This is a genomic window from Chryseobacterium tructae, assembly GCF_030409875.1.
GTDB classification, from domain to species: domain Bacteria; phylum Bacteroidota; class Bacteroidia; order Flavobacteriales; family Weeksellaceae; genus Chryseobacterium; species Chryseobacterium tructae.
On record NZ_JAUFQR010000001.1, the window covers coordinates 4600272 to 4618893 of the forward strand.

Here is an 18622-nt window from a genome sequence, read left to right on the forward strand (position 1 = left end):
TCATTTTTCTTTCTAGTACAAAATCAATTCTGTTCATTTTCTCAAAAGTATGGTCAAATAGAGAAGAAAAGCAATACTATTTCTATAAGCATATGATATTACATCCAGATATTAAAATTAGCACCCAACATCTCACCTTACAGCCTGTTGATGACTCATATATAGATGATATTGTAGAACATTTTACAAAAGAGGTTACCAGATATATGCCTTTTAATCCGCAAGGTGACAAAAAAGAGATTGAAAACTTTGTACAAACATCAAAAGAAAATTTATTACAAAATACAGATCTTGTAATGGTGGTTCTAGATTCTAATAGAGACTTTATTGGATGCTGTGGTATTCATAATATAACAGAGGAATCTATTGAAGTTGGGTTGTGGCTTAAAGAAAATTCTCAAGGTAAAGGATTAGGAACTGAGATCATCACAACACTCATCGAATTTTTGGAAAATAATTTTACTTTTAAATATATAATGTATCCTGTAGATGAAGAGAATATAGCCAGCAAAAAAATTCCAGAAAAATTGGGATTTATTCCTGCTAAAAAATACAAAAAATTTAAAGATCCGGTCACCGATCTTACTATAATAGAATACAGAAAATACTATTAATAATTACTTGGCAACCTCACAAAAAAACCCTGAAAATTGGTTAAACTTTCAGGGCCTTCAAATAATAAACTATTAAAAAAATAAACTAGGAATAGAGTATTTTGCAGAGGATATCACCCTCTGTTACTCTACTGTAAAGTTAGAAAAAATATAAATTATTTAAAAATATTTTTTAGTTAAAAATTTCACAAATTACTAATAACCAAAGTATTAAACAGTTGTTTTACTTCCTATTCGTATTCCTCATAAAAATAGTATCTTTAAGCGTAAAAAATTGAAAATTCTATGGACATCGAATTCAACAAACGAGAAGATCAGAACAGATTAAAATTATCAGAGATAAATCGCTTGCTTGCCGAGATTAAAAAAGGAGGCGGTGAAAAGAGGCTTCAAAAGATTCGTGAGGAAGGAAAAATGACTGCAAGAGAAAGGGTAGACTATCTTCTTGATAAAGATTCTGATTCCATAGAAATTGGAGCATTTGCAGGCTATGAAATGTATGAAGAACACGGCGGCTGCCCTAGCGGAGGAGTTGTTGTAGTAATGGGGTATGTTTCCGGAAGACAATGTCTTGTGGTAGCTAATGATGCTTCTGTAAAAGCAGGTGCTTGGTTCCCTATCACTGGAAAGAAAAACCTTAGAGCACAGGAAATTGCTATGGAAAACAGGCTTCCAATCATTTATCTTGTTGATTCTGCAGGAGTATACTTACCTATGCAGGACGAAATTTTCCCGGATAAAGAAATGTTTGGTAGAATATTCAGAAATAATGCTAAAATGAGTGCTTCAGGAATCATCCAGATTTCTGCTGTAATGGGAAGTTGTGTAGCTGGAGGAGCTTATCTTCCTATCATGAGTGATGAAGCTATGATCGTAGATAAACAGGTTCTATATTCCTTGCAGGAAGCTACCTTGTAAAAGCTGCTATTGGTGAAAGTATTGATAATGAAACGCTGGGCGGAGCGACCACTCACTGTTCTATTTCAGGAGTTACCGATTATAAGGCAAAAGATGATAAAGATGCTCTAAACAGAATCAAAAATATTATGAAATCTATCGGAAGTACTGAAAAAGCTGGCTTCGATAGAATAGAGAGCTTCCCACCAAAAGAGAGCCCTGATAACATCTTCGGAATTATGCCGGTTTCCAGAGCTGAGCAATATGATACCTATGAAATCATTAAGTGTATTGTGGATAACTCCGAATACGAAGAATATAAACCAGATTACGGTAAAAGCATCATTTGTGCTACGGCAAGAGTGGATGGATGGTCTGTAGGGATTGTGGCTAATCAAAGAAAATTAGTTAAGAGTGGTAAAGGAGAAATGCAGTTTGGTGGAGTGATTTATTCTGACTCTGCAGATAAAGCTACCCGATTCATTGCTAACTGTAACCAAAGAAAGATCCCTTTAATTTTCTTACAGGATGTAACCGGATTTATGGTAGGCTCCAAATCAGAGCATGGAGGGATCATCAAAGATGGTGCTAAAATGGTAAATGCTGTTTCCAACTCAGTAGTTCCTAAATTTACAATCATTACAGGAAATTCTTATGGGGCAGGAAATTATGCCATGTGTGGAAAAGCTTATGACCCGCGACTTATTGTAGCATGGCCTTGGGCAGATCTTGCTGTAATGGGCGGAACACAAGCAGCCAAAGTATTGGCACAGATTCAAGAATCAACATTGAAAAAACAAGGTAAAGAAATTTCAGAAGAAGAACACAACGAGATTTTGGATACCATTTCAAAGAAATACCAAAAACAAACGGAATCTACCTATGCAGCAGCCAGGTTATGGACTGATGCTATCATCAACCCAGCAGATACCAGAAAATGGATCTCTATGGGGATAGAAGCGGCCAATCATTCACCTATAACAGAGAAATTTAATATGGGAGTTATCCAGGTTTGATCATTATCTGATTAAAAATAAAAAAGATGTGGAGGTACTTTCCACATCTTTTTGTTTTTATGCTTTTTAAGTTTTCGAAACTTTAAGAAAAGAAAACCCCGGTTCTGAACCTTTCTCTATTCAGTCTTTTATTAACAGCCAACCCCCAAAGAATAAACTCTTTTAAGAATAAGACATCTTCAGGTTGAGTATTGGGTTGATATTTTTCAATGATCTGATCAAGAGGGTAAATCTTGTTAAGAGATTTCGCATAGGCTTCATCCGAAGATTCATCTGTAATTTCTAAAAAACCATCGTCTTCCAAAAACCAATCCGTAATCTGGCTAAATGGCCCATCAATGTTCTTTTTCTCCAGTTTTTCGACTTTCGGGAAATAGGAGCTGAATAAAGTTCTTATCGCATTATCAACTAATAAATGAGCAACCGCTTCCGCACCTTCCTGCTCGCCTTCATAAACCAATTCCACTTTTCCCGTAATCGCAGGGATTATCCCCACAAAATCGCTTAATCTTACAGAAGTTATTTCATCACCTGTTAGTAAGGATCTACGTTCCGCTGTACTCAATAAATTTTCAAAAGCTGTAATGCTCATGCGGGCGCTTACTCCACTTTTTGAATCTACATATTCACTGTCACGAGCTTCAAAACCAATCTGTTCCAAAAGATCCTTTGCTAAAGAAGGAACATATACTCCATTTTTCTGACGACTGTCTAAACTGGATTCATAATTGGTAATTTCTCTTGCAATATTGATATTTTCAGGATAATGAGTCAAAATCTGTGATCCTATACGATCTTTCAGTGGAGTCACAATACTTCCCCTATTAGTATAATCTTCAGGATTCGCCGTGAAAACAAATTGTATATCCAAAGGCATTCTCACCTTAAATCCACGAATCTGCACATCACCTTCCTGCAAAATATTAAACAGAGAAACCTGAATTCTCGCCTGAAGATCCGGCAATTCATTAATCACAAAAATACAACGGTTCGCGCGCGGGATCATTCCAAAATGAATCACACGGTCGTCTGCATAAGAAAGTTTAAGATTAGCAGCTTTAATAGGATCTACATCACCTATCAGATCAGCAACAGTGACATCCGGAGTAGCCAATTTTTCGAAAAATCTTTCATCACGCTGAAGCCACTCTATTGGGGTATTATCACCTTCCTTTTCAATTAATTCTTTAGCATAACGGGAAATCGGATTCAATGGATCATCGTTAATTTCGCTTCCTTCAACAAAAGGAATCCATTCATCCAGTAAAGAGGTCATCATTCTTGCCAGCCTCGTCTTTGCCTGCCCCTCAATCCTAATAAATTAATGTTATGTCGGCTTAGAATAGCATGTTCCAATTGAGGAATAACTGTATTTTCATATCCGAAAATCCCTTCAAATACAGATTCTTTATTACGAATTTTAGTTTTTAAATTATCTCTTAATTCGTCTTTTATATTTTTTGATATATATCCTGATGCTCTTAATGAACCCAGTGTTTTTATGTTTGGCTTTTCAGTCATTTTATTTAAAATCTGATTTATAAATTATTTGAAATATTTGTATGAATTAATGAACTTTCTAACGAATTCTTTTCTTACGATTGCTTTCATAATCTTCAAAAATCATATGTCCTAATCCATTAAGTCCCGTATAAAAGGCTTTTCCTTGATTAGCTTCTGTAAATTCACTCACGAAACGCTGTAAATAAGGATCCTGCGCAATCATAAAAGTAGTGATCGGAATATGAAGTCTTCTTGCCTGAGATGCCATGTTATAACATTTCTGAACAACATATTCATCCAAACCATAAGAATTCATGTAATAAGTGCCATCAGCCTGACGAATACAACTCGGTTTCCCATCAGTAATCATAAAAATCTGTTTATTGGTATTTCTTTTTCTACGTAAAATATCCATGGCTAATTGAAGCCCTGCAACGGTATTGGTATGATAAGGCCCAACCTGCAGATAAGGCAGATCCTGAATTTTAACAGGCCATGCATCATCTCCAAAAACAATAATATCCAAAGTATCTTTCGGATAACGAGTTGTAATCAATTCTGCAAGTGCCATTGCCACTTTTTTAGCTGGAGTAATACGATCTTCTCCATACAATATCATACTGTGGCTGATGTCAATCATCAAAACCGTACTCATTTGTGATTGATGAATACTGTCTTCTACAATTAAATCATTTTCAGTAAGATGAAAATCTCCAATCCCGTTATTGATTTGAGCGTTCTTAAGACTTTCTGTAATAGAAATTTTCTCTACCGGATCACCAAAATTATAATTACGGAATTCTCCTGTTGTATCTTCTCCCGTTCCACTTTTATTGGTTTTATGATTCCCATTACCACTTTTCCCAAGATTTCCAAATATTTGGTTAAGTGCTTGTTTACGGATATTCTGTTCCATTTTTGCGCTCAGACGAATTCCATTTCCTCCATTAGGATCAATTTCCTCGCGGATATATCCCTTCTTTTTAAGATCCTCAATAAAATCCTCAATAGTGTATTCCGGAGTAGTAAGCTGATATTCTTCATCCAGCATGCGAAGCCAGTCGATTGCTTCATCAAAATCTCCTGAAGTATGCGTTAACAAATCTGTAAAAATTTCCAGTAACCGATCAAATACTGATAGTTCCGGTGCTTTGTAAGTTTCAAATCTGAACCCTCTCACAATATGCTCTTTCATAGAATAAAGTTACAACATAAATAAAAGGCTTTTAAGAGATTTACTCTATTTTAATTTTTATGAATAGAAATAATCCTGACTTTTAACTTATTCAAAAATAATTTTCAGGAGCTTAATCCTGCTATCCACTCATACTCCTCGCGCCAATGCTTTTCCGGAACATAGCCTAAATGCCAACACTTGCTGTGGGGTAACCGCTTTTATGGTAAGTTTACATTACTTAAAATACTTGAGTAAATTAGTGTAAAAATTAAACCTAAAGAGTAAAAGCAGCAGGATTAAGGCAGACGCTTCTCAGATACTAGATATCGCCCCTGATTTTATCCCCCTGCTGCTGTTTTCTTCTAAATCCGGATAGAACATTGTTTGGTAATAACTTTTTACCATGATGGATCAGAAGAAAAACCTCTTTAATAAAGTCATTGCTTATGTCAAAAAAATATCAGTTATCGGTGTTGATGTTGGCGCTAAATTTTTTTAACGCTAAGCTTTATTAATGAACAAAATCAAGAATGTGTTTTCAATATAGAAAATAACCAGCGTTCGATTCTTTCTTTTATAAGAAAAATATCATCCCAAGAGTATAGCCTTGTTATTGAAGCAACCGGGAATTTCAGCAGCCGTATTCTTCATTTATCCTTGAGCCATGGATTAGAAGTAAGTCTGATCAATTGTATGTCTGTAAAGCATTACGCTACCATTCACAAATTAATCCAGATACTGAGAAGCATTATGAAAGAAAGCTTAAGCATTTGGATAAAGAAATCAAAGAAGTAGAAAAGCGCCTTCCCCAACTTCAGGATAAAGACTTTAAGAAAACTAAAGAACTTATACAGTCCGTTTCCGGAATTGGAGAAAAAACCTCTTTACAATTGATGACGGCTACTTCAGGATTTAAAAATTTTAATTCAGCACAATCATTAGTTAAGTATTTTTGGTTTAGCTCCTAGAATATATCAATCTGGAAAAAAAAATCGTATTCTCCTGGAAAAATGTCGCACTTCCAAGACTCATATACGAAGTTTTATTGTATGTGTGTTCATGGACGGCGATTAAACACAATCCCCATTGTAAAGAACTTTATTTAAGGTTGTTAGCTAAAGGAAAACCTAAAAAAGTAGCACTCATCGCTGTATGCAATAAACTTTTAAGAATATGCTTTGGAGTAGTTAAAAACAAAGTCCCTTATAATTCTGATTATATAAAAGATAAAATTTTAACTTAAATAATTTGCAAATTAACATAGAACATCAGGGCTAAAAATATAGTAATAAATGATAAAATAATGATATCAAGGAATAAATCTGTGAGAAAATAAAAGATTGAATTGTAAAAAGGGTAACCCTGGTAAATAAAAAAATTAGAAATAGACTTAGAAGAAGATAGAGTGTAGATTCCAATAATCACTTATCCCATACTTTGTCATCCCGTGGGGGTCTAGACAACATTAGACCTGATCTATCTATCTATCTATCTATCTATCTATCTATCTATCTATCTATCTATCTATCTATCTATCTATCTATCTATCTATCTATCTATCTATCTATCTATCTATCTATCCAACATTCATTCAATAGAAGTGGGCTTTAGCTAGCTTTATCATCAATAACAATTCTAAAAGGCTTTAGCCAAAACCTAAATAACGAGGAGGAATAGAGCTAAGTATGCAGTGATACCAGGAAATATTAGTGATAAAAAGAATAAAGAGTAAAGACTTCCATGAAGAGCAAGTAGCAGTATGAGTATGAGAATCAAGAATCAGGAACGAGGTATCAGGAATGGGCTTCGGATTGCTCACTGTTTATTACTGGTTAATGAGCACGTATTACTATTGGTGGGGGATTACAGAGGTAAGGTATATATAACATCCTTTATCTTGCGATAAAGGATTTTTAAAAATAAAATAAAAACTGGCGGCGGCCTACTCTCCCGCGTTAGCAGTACCATCGGCGCTGGTGGGCTTAACTTCTGTGTTCGGAATGGGAACAGGTGAGCCCCACCGCTAAAACCACCCTAAAGGTTGTATATAAGATGTCAGATGCAAGACATCAGATCTCAGACCAATTTGTCTGATATCTGAGATCTAATCTCTGATATCTGTTTTAAGCGATAAAAACTTTCACAAAGAGCTAACCTTGCTGCACTTTCGAGCGGCCATATCAGGCTATAAATCTACGGGTAATTAGTACTACTCGGCTATGACATTACTGTCTTTACACCTATAGCCTATCAACGTGGTCATCTCCCACGACCCTTAAAAGATGTCTCATCTTGAGGCGAGTTTCGCACTTATATGCTTTCAGTGCTTATCTCTTCCAAACGTAGCTACTCAGCAGTGCACCTGGCGGTACAACTGATACACCAGAGGTTTGTTCAATTCGGTCCTCTCGTACTAGAATCAAGCCCTCTCAAACATCTAACGCCCGCAATAGATAGAGACCGAACTGTCTCACGACGTTCTGAACCCAGCTCGCGTGCCACTTTAATGGGCGAACAGCCCAACCCTTGGGACCTTCTCCAGCCCCAGGATGTGACGAGCCGACATCGAGGTGCCGAACCTCCCCGTCGATGTGAGCTCTTGGGGGGGAGACTAGCCTGTTATCCCCCGGAGTACCTTTTTATCCTATGAGCGATGGCCCTTCCATACGGAACCACCGGATCACTATGTCCTGCTTTTCGCACCTGATCGACTTGTTGGTCTCACAGTCAAGCACCCTTATGCCATTACACTCTACGCACGGTTACCAAGCGTGCTGAGGGTACCTTTGAAAAGCCTCCGTTACTCTTTTGGAGGCGACCACCCCAGTCAAACTACCCACCACGCAATGTCCTTCTAAAAAGAAGTTAGGCTCCAAGTAAGTAAAGGGTGGTATTTCAACGTCGGCTCCACAGACACTAGCGTGCCCACTTCATAGCCTCCCACCTATCCTACACATTACTTACTCAAAGTCAATACGAAGTTATAGTAAAGGTTCACAGGGTCTTTTTCGTCCCATTGCGGGTAATCGGCATCTTCACCGATACTACAATTTCACAGAGCTCATGGTTGAGACAGTGCCCAGATCGTTACACCATTCGTGCAGGTCGGAACTTACCCGACAAGGAATTTCGCTACCTTAGGACCGTTATAGTTACGGCCGCCGTTTTACTGGGGCTTCAGTCAATGCCTTCGGTTTAACCCTAAGCACCTTCCTTAACCTTCCAGCACCGGGCAGGTGTCAGACCCTATACTGCATCTTTCGATTTTTGCAGAGTCCTGTGTTTTTTTGATAAACAGTCGCCTGGGCCTCTTTACTGCGGCCACCATTGCTGATGGCGTCTCTTCTCCCGAAGTTACGAGACTATTTTTGCCTAGTTCCTTAACCATGATTCACTCTAGCACCTTAGGATTCTCTCCTCGACTACCTGTGTCGGTTTTTGGTACGGGTTGCTTCACTTCGGCTTTTTCTTGGAAGCACTTTCCCTACAGCAGCTTCGCCCGAAGGCTAGGCCTTGACTATTCCGTCAGTCTCCAGTAAGTACGGCACTCCGTCCCCTTTTTTTAGTGTGAGCAAGTATGGGAATATTAACCCATTGTCCATCCACTACCCCTTTCGGGTTCGCGTTAGGTCCCGACTAACCCTCAGCTGATTAGCATGGCTGAGGAAACCTTAGTCTTTCGGTGAGGGGGGTTTCTCGCCCCCCTTTATCGTTACTTATGCCTACATTTTTCTTTTTCTATCCGCTCCACAATACCTCACAGTACTGCTTCGGCGCAAATAGAATGCTCTCCTACCAGATGTATCTAAAATACAAATCCATAGCTTCGGTAATATGTTTATGCCCGATTATTATCCATGCCGGACCGCTCGACTAGTGAGCTGTTACGCACTCTTTAAATGAATGGCTGCTTCCAAGCCAACATCCTAGCTGTCAATGCAGTCCAACCGCGTTGCTTCAACTTAACATATATTTGGGACCTTAGCTGTTGGTCTGGGTTCTTTCCCTCTCGGACATGGACCTTAGCACCCATGCCCTCACTGCCGTAGAACATTTATTAGCATTCGGAGTTTGTCAGGAATTGGTAGGCGATGAAACCCCCGCATCCAATCAGTAGCTCTACCTCTAATAAACTTATATACGACGCTGCACCTAAATGCATTTCGGAGAGTACGAGCTATCTCCCAGTTTGATTGGCCTTTCACCCCTACCCACAGGTCATCCGAAGACTTTTCAACGTCAACCGGTTCGGTCCTCCACTCTGTGTTACCAGAGCTTCAACCTGCCCATGGGTAGATCACAAGGTTTCGCGTCTAATCCTACTAACTATACGCCCTATTCAGACTCGCTTTCGCTCCGGCTCCGGTACTTAATACCTTAACCTCGCTAGTAAAATTAACTCGTAGGCTCATTATGCAAAAGGCACGCCGTCACAGCTTAATGCTGCTCCGACCGCTTGTAGGCGTACGGTTTCAGGTTCTATTTCACCCTTCTATTCGAAGTGCTTTTCACCTTTCCTTCACAGTACTTGTTCACTATCGGTCTTTCAGGAGTATTTAGCCTTGGAGGATGGTCCCCCCCATATTCAGACAGGATTTCACGTGTCCCGCCATACTCATTTATCATCTTAATATACCTTTCGAATACCGGGCTATCACCGTCTACGGCCGTTCTTTCCAGAACGTTCTTCTAAATATATAAAGACTTTTTGGGCTAATCCGCTTTCGCTCGCCACTACTTACGGAATCTCTTCGATTTCTTTTCCTCCGGGTACTTAGATGTTTCAGTTCTCCGGGTTTGCTCTCCTTGCGGAGTGACATGTCTTCAACATGCCGGGTTGCCCCATTCGGACATCTGCGGATCAATTCGTGTGTGCCAATCCCCGCAGCTTTTCGCAGCTTACCACGTCCTTCGTCGCCTCTGAAAGCCTAGGCATCCGCCATACGCCCTTAACGATTTCTTTCCTAATATTATTATTAGTTCAGTATTTTTCTAGATAATTTAAATTATCAATATTTTTGTAAACTTCGCACTCGAAAGTGCTCGGTTATCTCTTTGTGATGTCTTTACCGTTAATGTCAATGATCGTTATGCTATTTCTGATCTAATTCGCAAATATTGTTTTTGGCTCTATCTGCTTATTTAATATTAAACCATCTATATGTGGAGAATAAGGGAGTCGAACCCTTGACCTCCTGCGTGCAAGGCAGGCGCTCTAGCCAGCTGAGCTAATTCCCCTCTAGGTCAAGATTTAAATATTTAATGATTTTATCATTTAAAAATTAAACGCTGCTAATTTTTAAATCTTTAAATTCTTCAATCTTTAAATCCCTTTAATTAGTAGTCTCGGGCAGGCTCGAACTGCCGACCTCTACATTATCAGTGTAGCGCTCTAACCAGCTGAGCTACGAGACTGTCTATTAGACGTAAAGATGATAGACTGATAGATAATAGACTAATTTCTTCGTCTTTCTCTCTCTGCTTTTTATCTTCTTTGTCTCTCTCAATCCCTTTACTAATTTCTAGTGGGTTTTGTATTTTTAATATAAATCAACCAAACAAAAAACTAAAGCTTTACTTTGAATAAGTACTTGTATCTCTCGATACTAATTTTGTTTATCGTCTAAAAGACGCTCTAAAATGAGATGTTCCAGCCGCACCTTCCGGTACGGCTACCTTGTTACGACTTAGCCCTAGTTACCTGTTTTACCCTAGGCAGCTCCTATTACGGTCACCGACTTCAGGTACCCCAGACTTCCATGGCTTGACGGGCGGTGTGTACAAGGCCCGGGAACGTATTCACCGCGCCATGGCTGATGCGCGATTACTAGCGATTCCAGCTTCATAGAGTCGAGTTGCAGACTCCAATCCGAACTGAGACCAGCTTTCGAGATTTGCATCACATCGCTGTGTAGCTGCCCTCTGTACTGGCCATTGTATTACGTGTGTGGCCCAAGGCGTAAGGGCCGTGATGATTTTGACGTCATCCCCACCTTCCTCTCTACTTGCGTAGGCAGTCTCACTAGAGTCCCCAACTTAATGATGGCAACTAGTGACAGGGGTTGCGCTCGTTGCAGGACTTAACCTAACACCTCACGGCACGAGCTGACGACAACCATGCAGCACCTTGAAAAATGTCCGAAGAAAAGTCTATTTCTAAACCTGTCATTTCCCATTTAAGCCTTGGTAAGGTTCCTCGCGTATCATCGAATTAAACCACATAATCCACCGCTTGTGCGGGCCCCCGTCAATTCCTTTGAGTTTCAAACTTGCGTTCGTACTCCCCAGGTGGCTAACTTATCACTTTCGCTTAGTCTCTGAAGCCGAAGCCCCCAAAAAAAACGAGTTAGCATCGTTTACGGCGTGGACTACCAGGGTATCTAATCCTGTTCGCTCCCCACGCTTTCGTCCATCAGCGTCAGTTGTTGCTTAGTAACCTGCCTTCGCAATTGGTGTTCTAAGTAATATCTATGCATTTCACCGCTACACTACTTATTCCAGCTACTTCAATAACACTCAAGACCTGCAGTATCAATGGCAGTTTCACAGTTAAGCTGTGAGATTTCACCACTGACTTACAGATCCGCCTACGGACCCTTTAAAACCCAATAAATCCGGATAACGCTTGCACCCTCCGTATTACCGCGGCTGCTGGCACGGAGTTAGCCGGTGCTTATTCGTATAGTACCTTCAGCTACTCTCACGAGAGTAGGTTTATCCCTATACAAAAAGAAGTTTACAACCCATAGGGCCGTCGTCCTTCACGCGGGATGGCTGGATCAGGCTCTCACCCATTGTCCAATATTCCTCACTGCTGCCTCCCGTAGGAGTCTGGTCCGTGTCTCAGTACCAGTGTGGGGGATCACCCTCTCAGGCCCCCTAAAGATCGCAGACTTGGTGAGCCGTTACCTCACCAACTATCTAATCTTGCGCGTGCCCATCTCTATCCACCGGAGTTTTCAATATCGAATGATGCCATTCAATATATTATGGGGTATTAATCTTCCTTTCGAAAGGCTATCCCCCAGATAAAGGCAGGTTGCACACGTGTTCCGCACCCGTACGCCGCTCTCTCTGTTCCGAAGAACAAATACCGCTCGGCTTGCATGTGTTAGGCCTCCCGCTAGCGTTCATCCTGAGCCAGGATCAAACTCTCCATTGTATGTTTGTCTGACTCACTCAAAGTTTTTTAACGCTTTAGTTTTTCCTTACTTGGTTGTTATATTGTATGTCAATGATCTTTTCTTCTTTCGCTTTGTAACGAAGCAATCTTTCTGTCAGTGTCGCTCCGTATTTGCGAGTGCAAAAGTAAAACTTTATTTCGTAATGACCAAATGTTTCGAAAGAAAATTTTAAAGTTTTTTAAGTAACCTTAATTCCTCCCTTAACCTCAATCTCTATACTCCTGCGCTCCCTTAATTGGGACTGCAAAGATACTAACTTTATTTTATCTCACAAGTTTTTATTTGCTAAAAACTTATAAAGCTTTTTTTCGCTTATATCTTATCAAGTATCATATTGTTTTTTTGCTTATCTAAAAAGCCCTTCTGCGCTTACCGAATCTCTTTCGTTTTTTTCAGTGGGGCAAAGATAGACTCTTCATACATACCCCGCAAGTTTTATTTAACATAAAGTTTTACATACACATACTGATTGTTGGTAAGTATCATTATTAACTATTTGATTTATTTATACTTAAATAACAATTAATACTTATCCACAATTGTGGAATTGTTTTTTAAAAGTGTTCTAATACTGTTTTGGAGATATTATAGAAGGATTTTTATACACGTAATGAGTAATGAGTAATGAGTAATGGAAGTTATTATATAATGTATCGTCCCGTTTTCGAAAAGATTATTGAAATAGGTTGAGGCTAAAGCCAGAGGAAGGGGATTTATTTATTTTATTTATTTGAGCGGGCTAAAGCCCACTCCTATTGATGGAAGACTAGATGTGGGTAGTTGTAGTGGAAGATTTTGTAAATAATGGGATGGAGAGATTCTTACAGAATGACAAAGATTATGCAGAAGAGCATGAGAGAGAGAATTAAAAGAATGTATTAACAAAATCCATACAGGATCAGGATGGAAAAGATTATTCGGAAGAATAGAAAAGAATAAGCTGATTAAATAATACATTGGGGAGCTCCTTACAGAAGGACAATATACTATGGAAAAAGAATTGTAATGATATAAGGAATTGATCTATGGATCTGTGAGAAAATAAAAGATTGAAATGTAAAAAGGGTAACCCTGGTAAATAAAAAATCAGAAATAGACTTAGAAGAAGATAGAGTGTAGATCCCAATAATCACTTATCACCCACCTTGTCATCCCGTAAGGATCTAGAGTTAGACCTGATCTATCTATCTATCTATCTATCTATCTATCTATCTATCTATCTATCTATCTATCTATCTATCTATCTATCTATCTATCTATCTATCCAACATTCATTCAATAGAAGTGGGCTTTAGCCCGCTTTATCATCAATAACAATTCCAAAAGGCTTTAGCCAAAACCTGAATAACGAGGAGGAATAGAGCTAAGTATGCAGTGATACCAGGAAATATTAGTAAGAAACAAGAATAAAGAATAAAGAATAAAGAGTAAAGACTTCCATGAAGAACCAGTATCAGGAATGGGCTTCGGATTGCTCACTGTTTATTACTGGTTAGTGAGTACGTATTACTTATTGGGAGGAGATTACAGAGGTAAGGTATATATAAACATCCTTTATCTTGCGATAAAGGATTTTTAAAAATAAAATAAAAACTGGCGGCGGCCTACTCTCCCGCGTTAGCAGTACCATCGGCGCTGGTGGGCTTAACTTCTGTGTTCGGAATGGGAACAGGTGAGCCCCACCGCTAAAACCACCCTAAAGGTTGTATATAAGATGTCAGATGCAAGACATCAGATCTCAGACGAATTTGTCTGATATCTGAGATCTAATCTCTGATATCTGTTTTAAGCGATAAAAACTTTCACAAAGAGCTAACCTTGCTGCACTTTCGAGCGGCCATATCAGGCTATAAATCTACGGGTAATTAGTACTACTCGGCTATGACATTACTGTCTTTACACCTATAGCCTATCAACGTGGTCATCTCCCACGACCCTTAAAAGATGTCTCATCTTGAGGCGAGTTTCGCACTTATATGCTTTCAGTGCTTATCTCTTCCAAACGTAGCTACTCAGCAGTGCACCTGGCGGTACAACTGATACACCAGAGGTTTGTTCAATTCGGTCCTCTCGTACTAGAATCAAGCCCTCTCAAAACATCTAAACGCCCGCAATAGATAGAGGACCGAACTGTCTCACGACGTTCTGAACCCAGCTCGCGTGCCACTTTAATGGGCGAACAGCCCAACCCTTGGGACCTTCTCCAGCCCCAGGATGTGACGAGCCGACATCGAGGTGCCGAACCTCCCCGTCGATGTGAGCTCTTGGGGGAGACTAGCCTGTTATCCCCGGAGTACCTTTTATCCTATGAGCGATGGCCCTTCCATACGGAACCACCGGATCACTATGTCCTGCTTCGCACCTGATCGACTTGTTGGTCTCACAGTCAAGCACCCCTTATGCCATTACACTCTACGCACGGTTACCAAGCGTGCTGAGGGTACCTTTGAAAGCCTCCGTTACTCTTTTGGAGGCGACCACCCCAGTCAAAACTACCCACCACGCAATGTCCTTCTAAAAGAAGTTAGGCTCCAAGTAAGTAAAGGGTGGTATTTCAACGTCGGCTCCACAGACACTAGCGTGCCCACTTCATAGCCTCCCACCTATCCTACACATTACTTACTCAAAGTCAATACGAAGTTATAGTAAAGGTTCACAGGGTCTTTTCGTCCCATTGCGGGTAATCGGCATCTTCACCGATACTACAATTTCACAGAGCTCATGGTTGAGACAGTGCCCAGATCGTTACACCATTCGTGCAGGTCGGAACTTACCCGACAAGGAATTTCGCTACCTTAGGACCGTTATAGTTACGGCCGCCGTTTACTGGGGCTTCAGTCAATGCCTTCGGTTTAACCCTAAGCACCTTCCTTAACCTTCCAGCACCGGGCAGGTGTCAGACCCTATACTGCATCTTTCGATTTTGCAGAGTCCTGTGTTTTTGATAAACAGTCGCCTGGGCCTCTTTACTGCGGCCACCATTGCTGATGGCGTCTCTTCTCCCGAAGTTACGAGACTATTTTGCCTAGTTCCTTAACCATGATTCACTCTAGCACCTTAGGATTCTCTCCTCGACTACCTGTGTCGGTTTGGTACGGGTTGCTTCACTTCGGCTTTTCTTGGAAGCACTTTCCCTACAGCAGCTTCGCCCGAAGGCTAAGCCTTGACTATTCCGTCAGTCTCCAGTAAGTACGGCACTCCGTCCCCTTTTTAGTGTGAGCAAGTATGGGAATATTAACCCATTGTCCATCCACTACCCCTTTCGGGTTCGCGTTAGGTCCCGACTAACCCTCAGCTGATTAGCATGGCTGAGGAAACCTTAGTCTTTCGGTGAGGGGGTTTCTCGCCCCCTTTATCGTTACTTATGCCTACATTTTCTTTTCTATCCGCTCCACAATACCTCACAGTACTGCTTCGGCGCAAATAGAATGCTCTCCTACCAGATGTATCTAAAATACAAATCCATAGCTTCGGTAATATGTTTATGCCCGATTATTATCCATGCCGGACCGCTCGACTAGTGAGCTGTTACGCACTCTTTAAATGAATGGCTGCTCCAAGCCAACATCCTAGCTGTCAATGCAGTCCAACCGCGTTGCTTCAACTTAACATATATTTTGGGACCTTAGCTGTTGGTCTGGGTTCTTTCCCTCTCGGACATGGACCTTAGCACCCCATGCCCCTCACTGCCGTAGAACATTTTATTAGGCATTTCGGAGTTTTGTCAGGAATTGGTAGGCGATGAAAAACCCCCGCATCCAATCAGTAGCTCTACCTCTAATAAACTTATATACGAACGCTGCACCTAAATGCATTTCGGAGAGTACGAGCTATCTCCCAGTTTGATTGGCCTTTCACCCCTACCCACAGGTTCATCCGAAGACTTTTCAACGTCAACCGGTTCGGTCCTCCACTCTGTGTTTAACCAGAGCTTCAACCTGCCCATGGGTAGATCACAAGGTTTCGCGTCTAATCCTACTAACTATACGCCCTATTCAGACTCGCTTTTCGCGCTCCGGCTCCGGTAACTTAATACCTTAACCTCGCTAGTAAAAATTAACTCGTAGGCTCATTATGCAAAAGGCACGCCCGTCACAGCTTAATGCTGCTCCGACCGCTTGTAGGCGTACGGTTTCAGGTTCTATTTCACCCTTCTATTCGAAGTGCTTTTTCACCTTTCCTTCACAGTACTTGTTCACTATCGGTCTTTCAGGAGTATTTAGCCTTGGAGGATGGTCATTATTCAGACAGGATTTCACGTGTCCCGCCATACTCATTATTATCATCTTAATATACCTTTCGAATACCGGGCTATCACCGTCTATGGCCGTTCTTTCCAGAACGTTCTTCTAAATATATAAAGACTTTTGGGCTAATCCGCTTTCGTCTCGCCACTACTTACGGAATCTCTTCGATTTCTTTTCCTCCGGGTACTTAGATGTTTCAGTTCTCAGGGTTTTGCTCTCCTTGCGGGCAGTGACATGTCTTCAAACATGCCGGGTTGCCCCATTCGGACATCTGCGGATCAATTCGTGTGTGCCAATCCCCGCAGCTTTTCGCAGCTTACCACGTCCTTCGTCGCCCTCTGAAAGCCTAGGCATCCGCCATACGCCCTTAACGAGTTTCTTTCCTAATATTATTATTAGTTCAGTATTTTTTCTAGATAATTTAAAATTATCAATATTTTTTTGTAAAAACTTCGCACACTCGAAAGTGCTCGGTTATCTCTTTGTGATGTCTTTACCGTTAATGTCAATGATCGTTATGCTATTTTCTGATCTAATTCGCAAATATTGTTTTTTTGGCTCTATCTGCTTATTTAATATTAAAACCATCTATATGTGGAGAATAAGGGAGTCGAACCCTTGACCTCCTGCGTGCAAGGCAGGCGCTCTAGCCAGCTGAGCTAATTCCCCTCTAGGTCAAGATTTAAATATTTAATGATTTTTATCATTTAAAAAAATTAAAACGCTGCTAATTTTTTAATCTTTAAAATTCTTCAATCTTTAAATCCCTTTAATTAGTAGTCTCGGGCAGGCTCGAACTGCCGACCTCTACATTATCAGTGTAGCGCTCTAACCAGCTGAGCTACGAGACTGTCTATTAGACGTAAAGATGATAGACTGATAGATAATAGACTAATTTCTTCGTCTTTCTCTCTCTGCTTTTATCTTCTTTGTCTCTCTCAATCCCTTTACTAATTTCTAGTGGGTTTTGTATTTTTAATATAAATCAACCAAACAAAAAACTAAAGCTTTACTTTGAATAAGTACTTGTATCTCTCGATACTAATTTTGTTTATCGTCTAAAAGACGCTCTAAAATGAGATGTTCCAGCCGCACCTTCCGGTACGGCTACCTTGTTACGACTTAGCCCTAGTTACCTGTTTTTACCCTAGGCAGCTCTATTACGGTCACCGACTTCAGGTACCCCAGACTTCCATGGCTTGACGGGCGGTGTGTAACAAGGCCCGGGAAACGTATTCACCGCGCCATGGCTGATGCGCGATTACTAGCGATTCCAGCTTCATAGAGTCGAGTTGCAGACTCCAATCCGAACTGAGACCAGCTTTCGAGATTTGCATCACATCGCTGTGTAGCTGCCCTCTGTACTGGCCATTGTATTACGTGTGTGGCCCAAGGCGTAAGGGCCGTGATGATTTGACGTCATCCCCACCTTCCTCTCTACTTGCGTAGGCAGTCTCACTAGAGTCCCCAACTTAATGATGGCAACTAGTGACAGGGTTGCGCTCGTTGCAGGACTTAACCTAACACCTCACGGCACGAGCTGACGACAAACCATGCAGCACCTTGAAAAATGTCCGAAGAAAAAGTCCTATTTCTAAAACCTGTCATTTTCCCATTTAAGCCTTCGGTAAGGTTCCTCGCGTATCATCGAATTAAACCACATAATCCACCGCTTGTGCGGGCCCCCGTCAATTCCTTTGAGTTTCAAACTTGCGTTCGTACTCCCCAGGTGGCACTAACTTATCACTTTCGCTTAGTCTCTGAAAGCCCGAAGCACCCAAAAACGAGTTAGCATCGTTTACCGGCGTGGACTACCAGGGTATCTAATCCTGTTCGCTCCCCACGCTTTCGTCCATCAGCGTCAGTTGTTGCTTAGTAACCTGCCTTCGCAATTGGTGTTCTAAGTAATATCTATGCATTTCACCGCTACACTACTTATTCCAGCTACTTCAATAACACTCAAGACCTGCAGTATCAATGGCAG

The 18622-nt window shown here is 40.7% G+C and carries 3 protein-coding genes, 4 tRNA genes, 6 rRNA genes and 2 pseudogenes; 3 read left to right on the forward strand and 12 right to left on the reverse strand.

The features are described from left to right. Window positions 1-92: 92 nt before the first annotated feature. Window positions 93-614, forward strand: a complete 522-nt coding sequence (locus QWZ06_RS22870; protein ID WP_290301270.1) for a GNAT family N-acetyltransferase — start codon at window positions 93-95, stop codon at window positions 612-614. A 285-nt stretch (window positions 615-899) separates the two neighbouring features. Next, window positions 900-2527: pseudogene (locus QWZ06_RS22875) on the forward strand (acyl-CoA carboxylase subunit beta). An 82-nt stretch (window positions 2528-2609) separates the two neighbouring features. On the opposite strand, the pseudogene QWZ06_RS22880 reads toward QWZ06_RS22875, so the two are convergent. Together QWZ06_RS22880 and QWZ06_RS22885 are read right to left on the reverse strand one after the other, a co-directional pair. Then, window positions 2610-4048: pseudogene (locus tag QWZ06_RS22880) on the reverse strand (AAA family ATPase). 58 nt (window positions 4049-4106) lie between these two features. Continuing rightward, complete coding sequence (locus QWZ06_RS22885; protein ID WP_290301271.1) at window positions 4107-5225, reverse strand: vWA domain-containing protein; 1119 nt, start codon at window positions 5223-5225, stop codon at window positions 4107-4109. A gap of 671 nt (window positions 5226-5896) precedes the next feature. Here QWZ06_RS22885 and QWZ06_RS22890 point away from each other — a divergent pair. Continuing rightward, window positions 5897-6175, forward strand: a complete 279-nt coding sequence (locus QWZ06_RS22890) for a transposase (protein WP_290301272.1) — start codon at window positions 5897-5899, stop codon at window positions 6173-6175. 961 nt (window positions 6176-7136) lie between these two features. Here the strand turns inward: QWZ06_RS22890 and rrf (QWZ06_RS22895) are convergent. The 10 genes from rrf (QWZ06_RS22895) to QWZ06_RS22940 all read right to left on the reverse strand — a co-directional run. Continuing rightward, window positions 7137-7244, reverse strand: a 5S ribosomal RNA gene (gene rrf, locus QWZ06_RS22895). A 146-nt stretch (window positions 7245-7390) separates the two neighbouring features. After that, window positions 7391-10170: ribosomal RNA gene (locus QWZ06_RS22900) — 23S ribosomal RNA — on the reverse strand. Between the two features lie 201 nt (window positions 10171-10371). Then, a tRNA-Ala gene (locus QWZ06_RS22905) sits at window positions 10372-10445 on the reverse strand. Between the two features lie 103 nt (window positions 10446-10548). Beyond that, window positions 10549-10622, reverse strand: a tRNA-Ile gene (locus QWZ06_RS22910). A gap of 223 nt (window positions 10623-10845) precedes the next feature. Further along, window positions 10846-12369 (reverse strand): 16S ribosomal RNA (locus tag QWZ06_RS22915). Window positions 12370-13982: 1613 nt separating this feature from the next. Next, window positions 13983-14090 (reverse strand): 5S ribosomal RNA (rrf, locus tag QWZ06_RS22920). A 147-nt stretch (window positions 14091-14237) separates the two neighbouring features. Beyond that, window positions 14238-17019 (reverse strand): 23S ribosomal RNA (locus tag QWZ06_RS22925). 214 nt (window positions 17020-17233) lie between these two features. Further along, a tRNA-Ala gene (locus QWZ06_RS22930) sits at window positions 17234-17307 on the reverse strand. 108 nt (window positions 17308-17415) lie between these two features. Then, window positions 17416-17489, reverse strand: a tRNA-Ile gene (locus QWZ06_RS22935). A 222-nt stretch (window positions 17490-17711) separates the two neighbouring features. Next, a 16S ribosomal RNA gene (locus tag QWZ06_RS22940) occupies window positions 17712-18622 on the reverse strand; the annotation flags it as partial.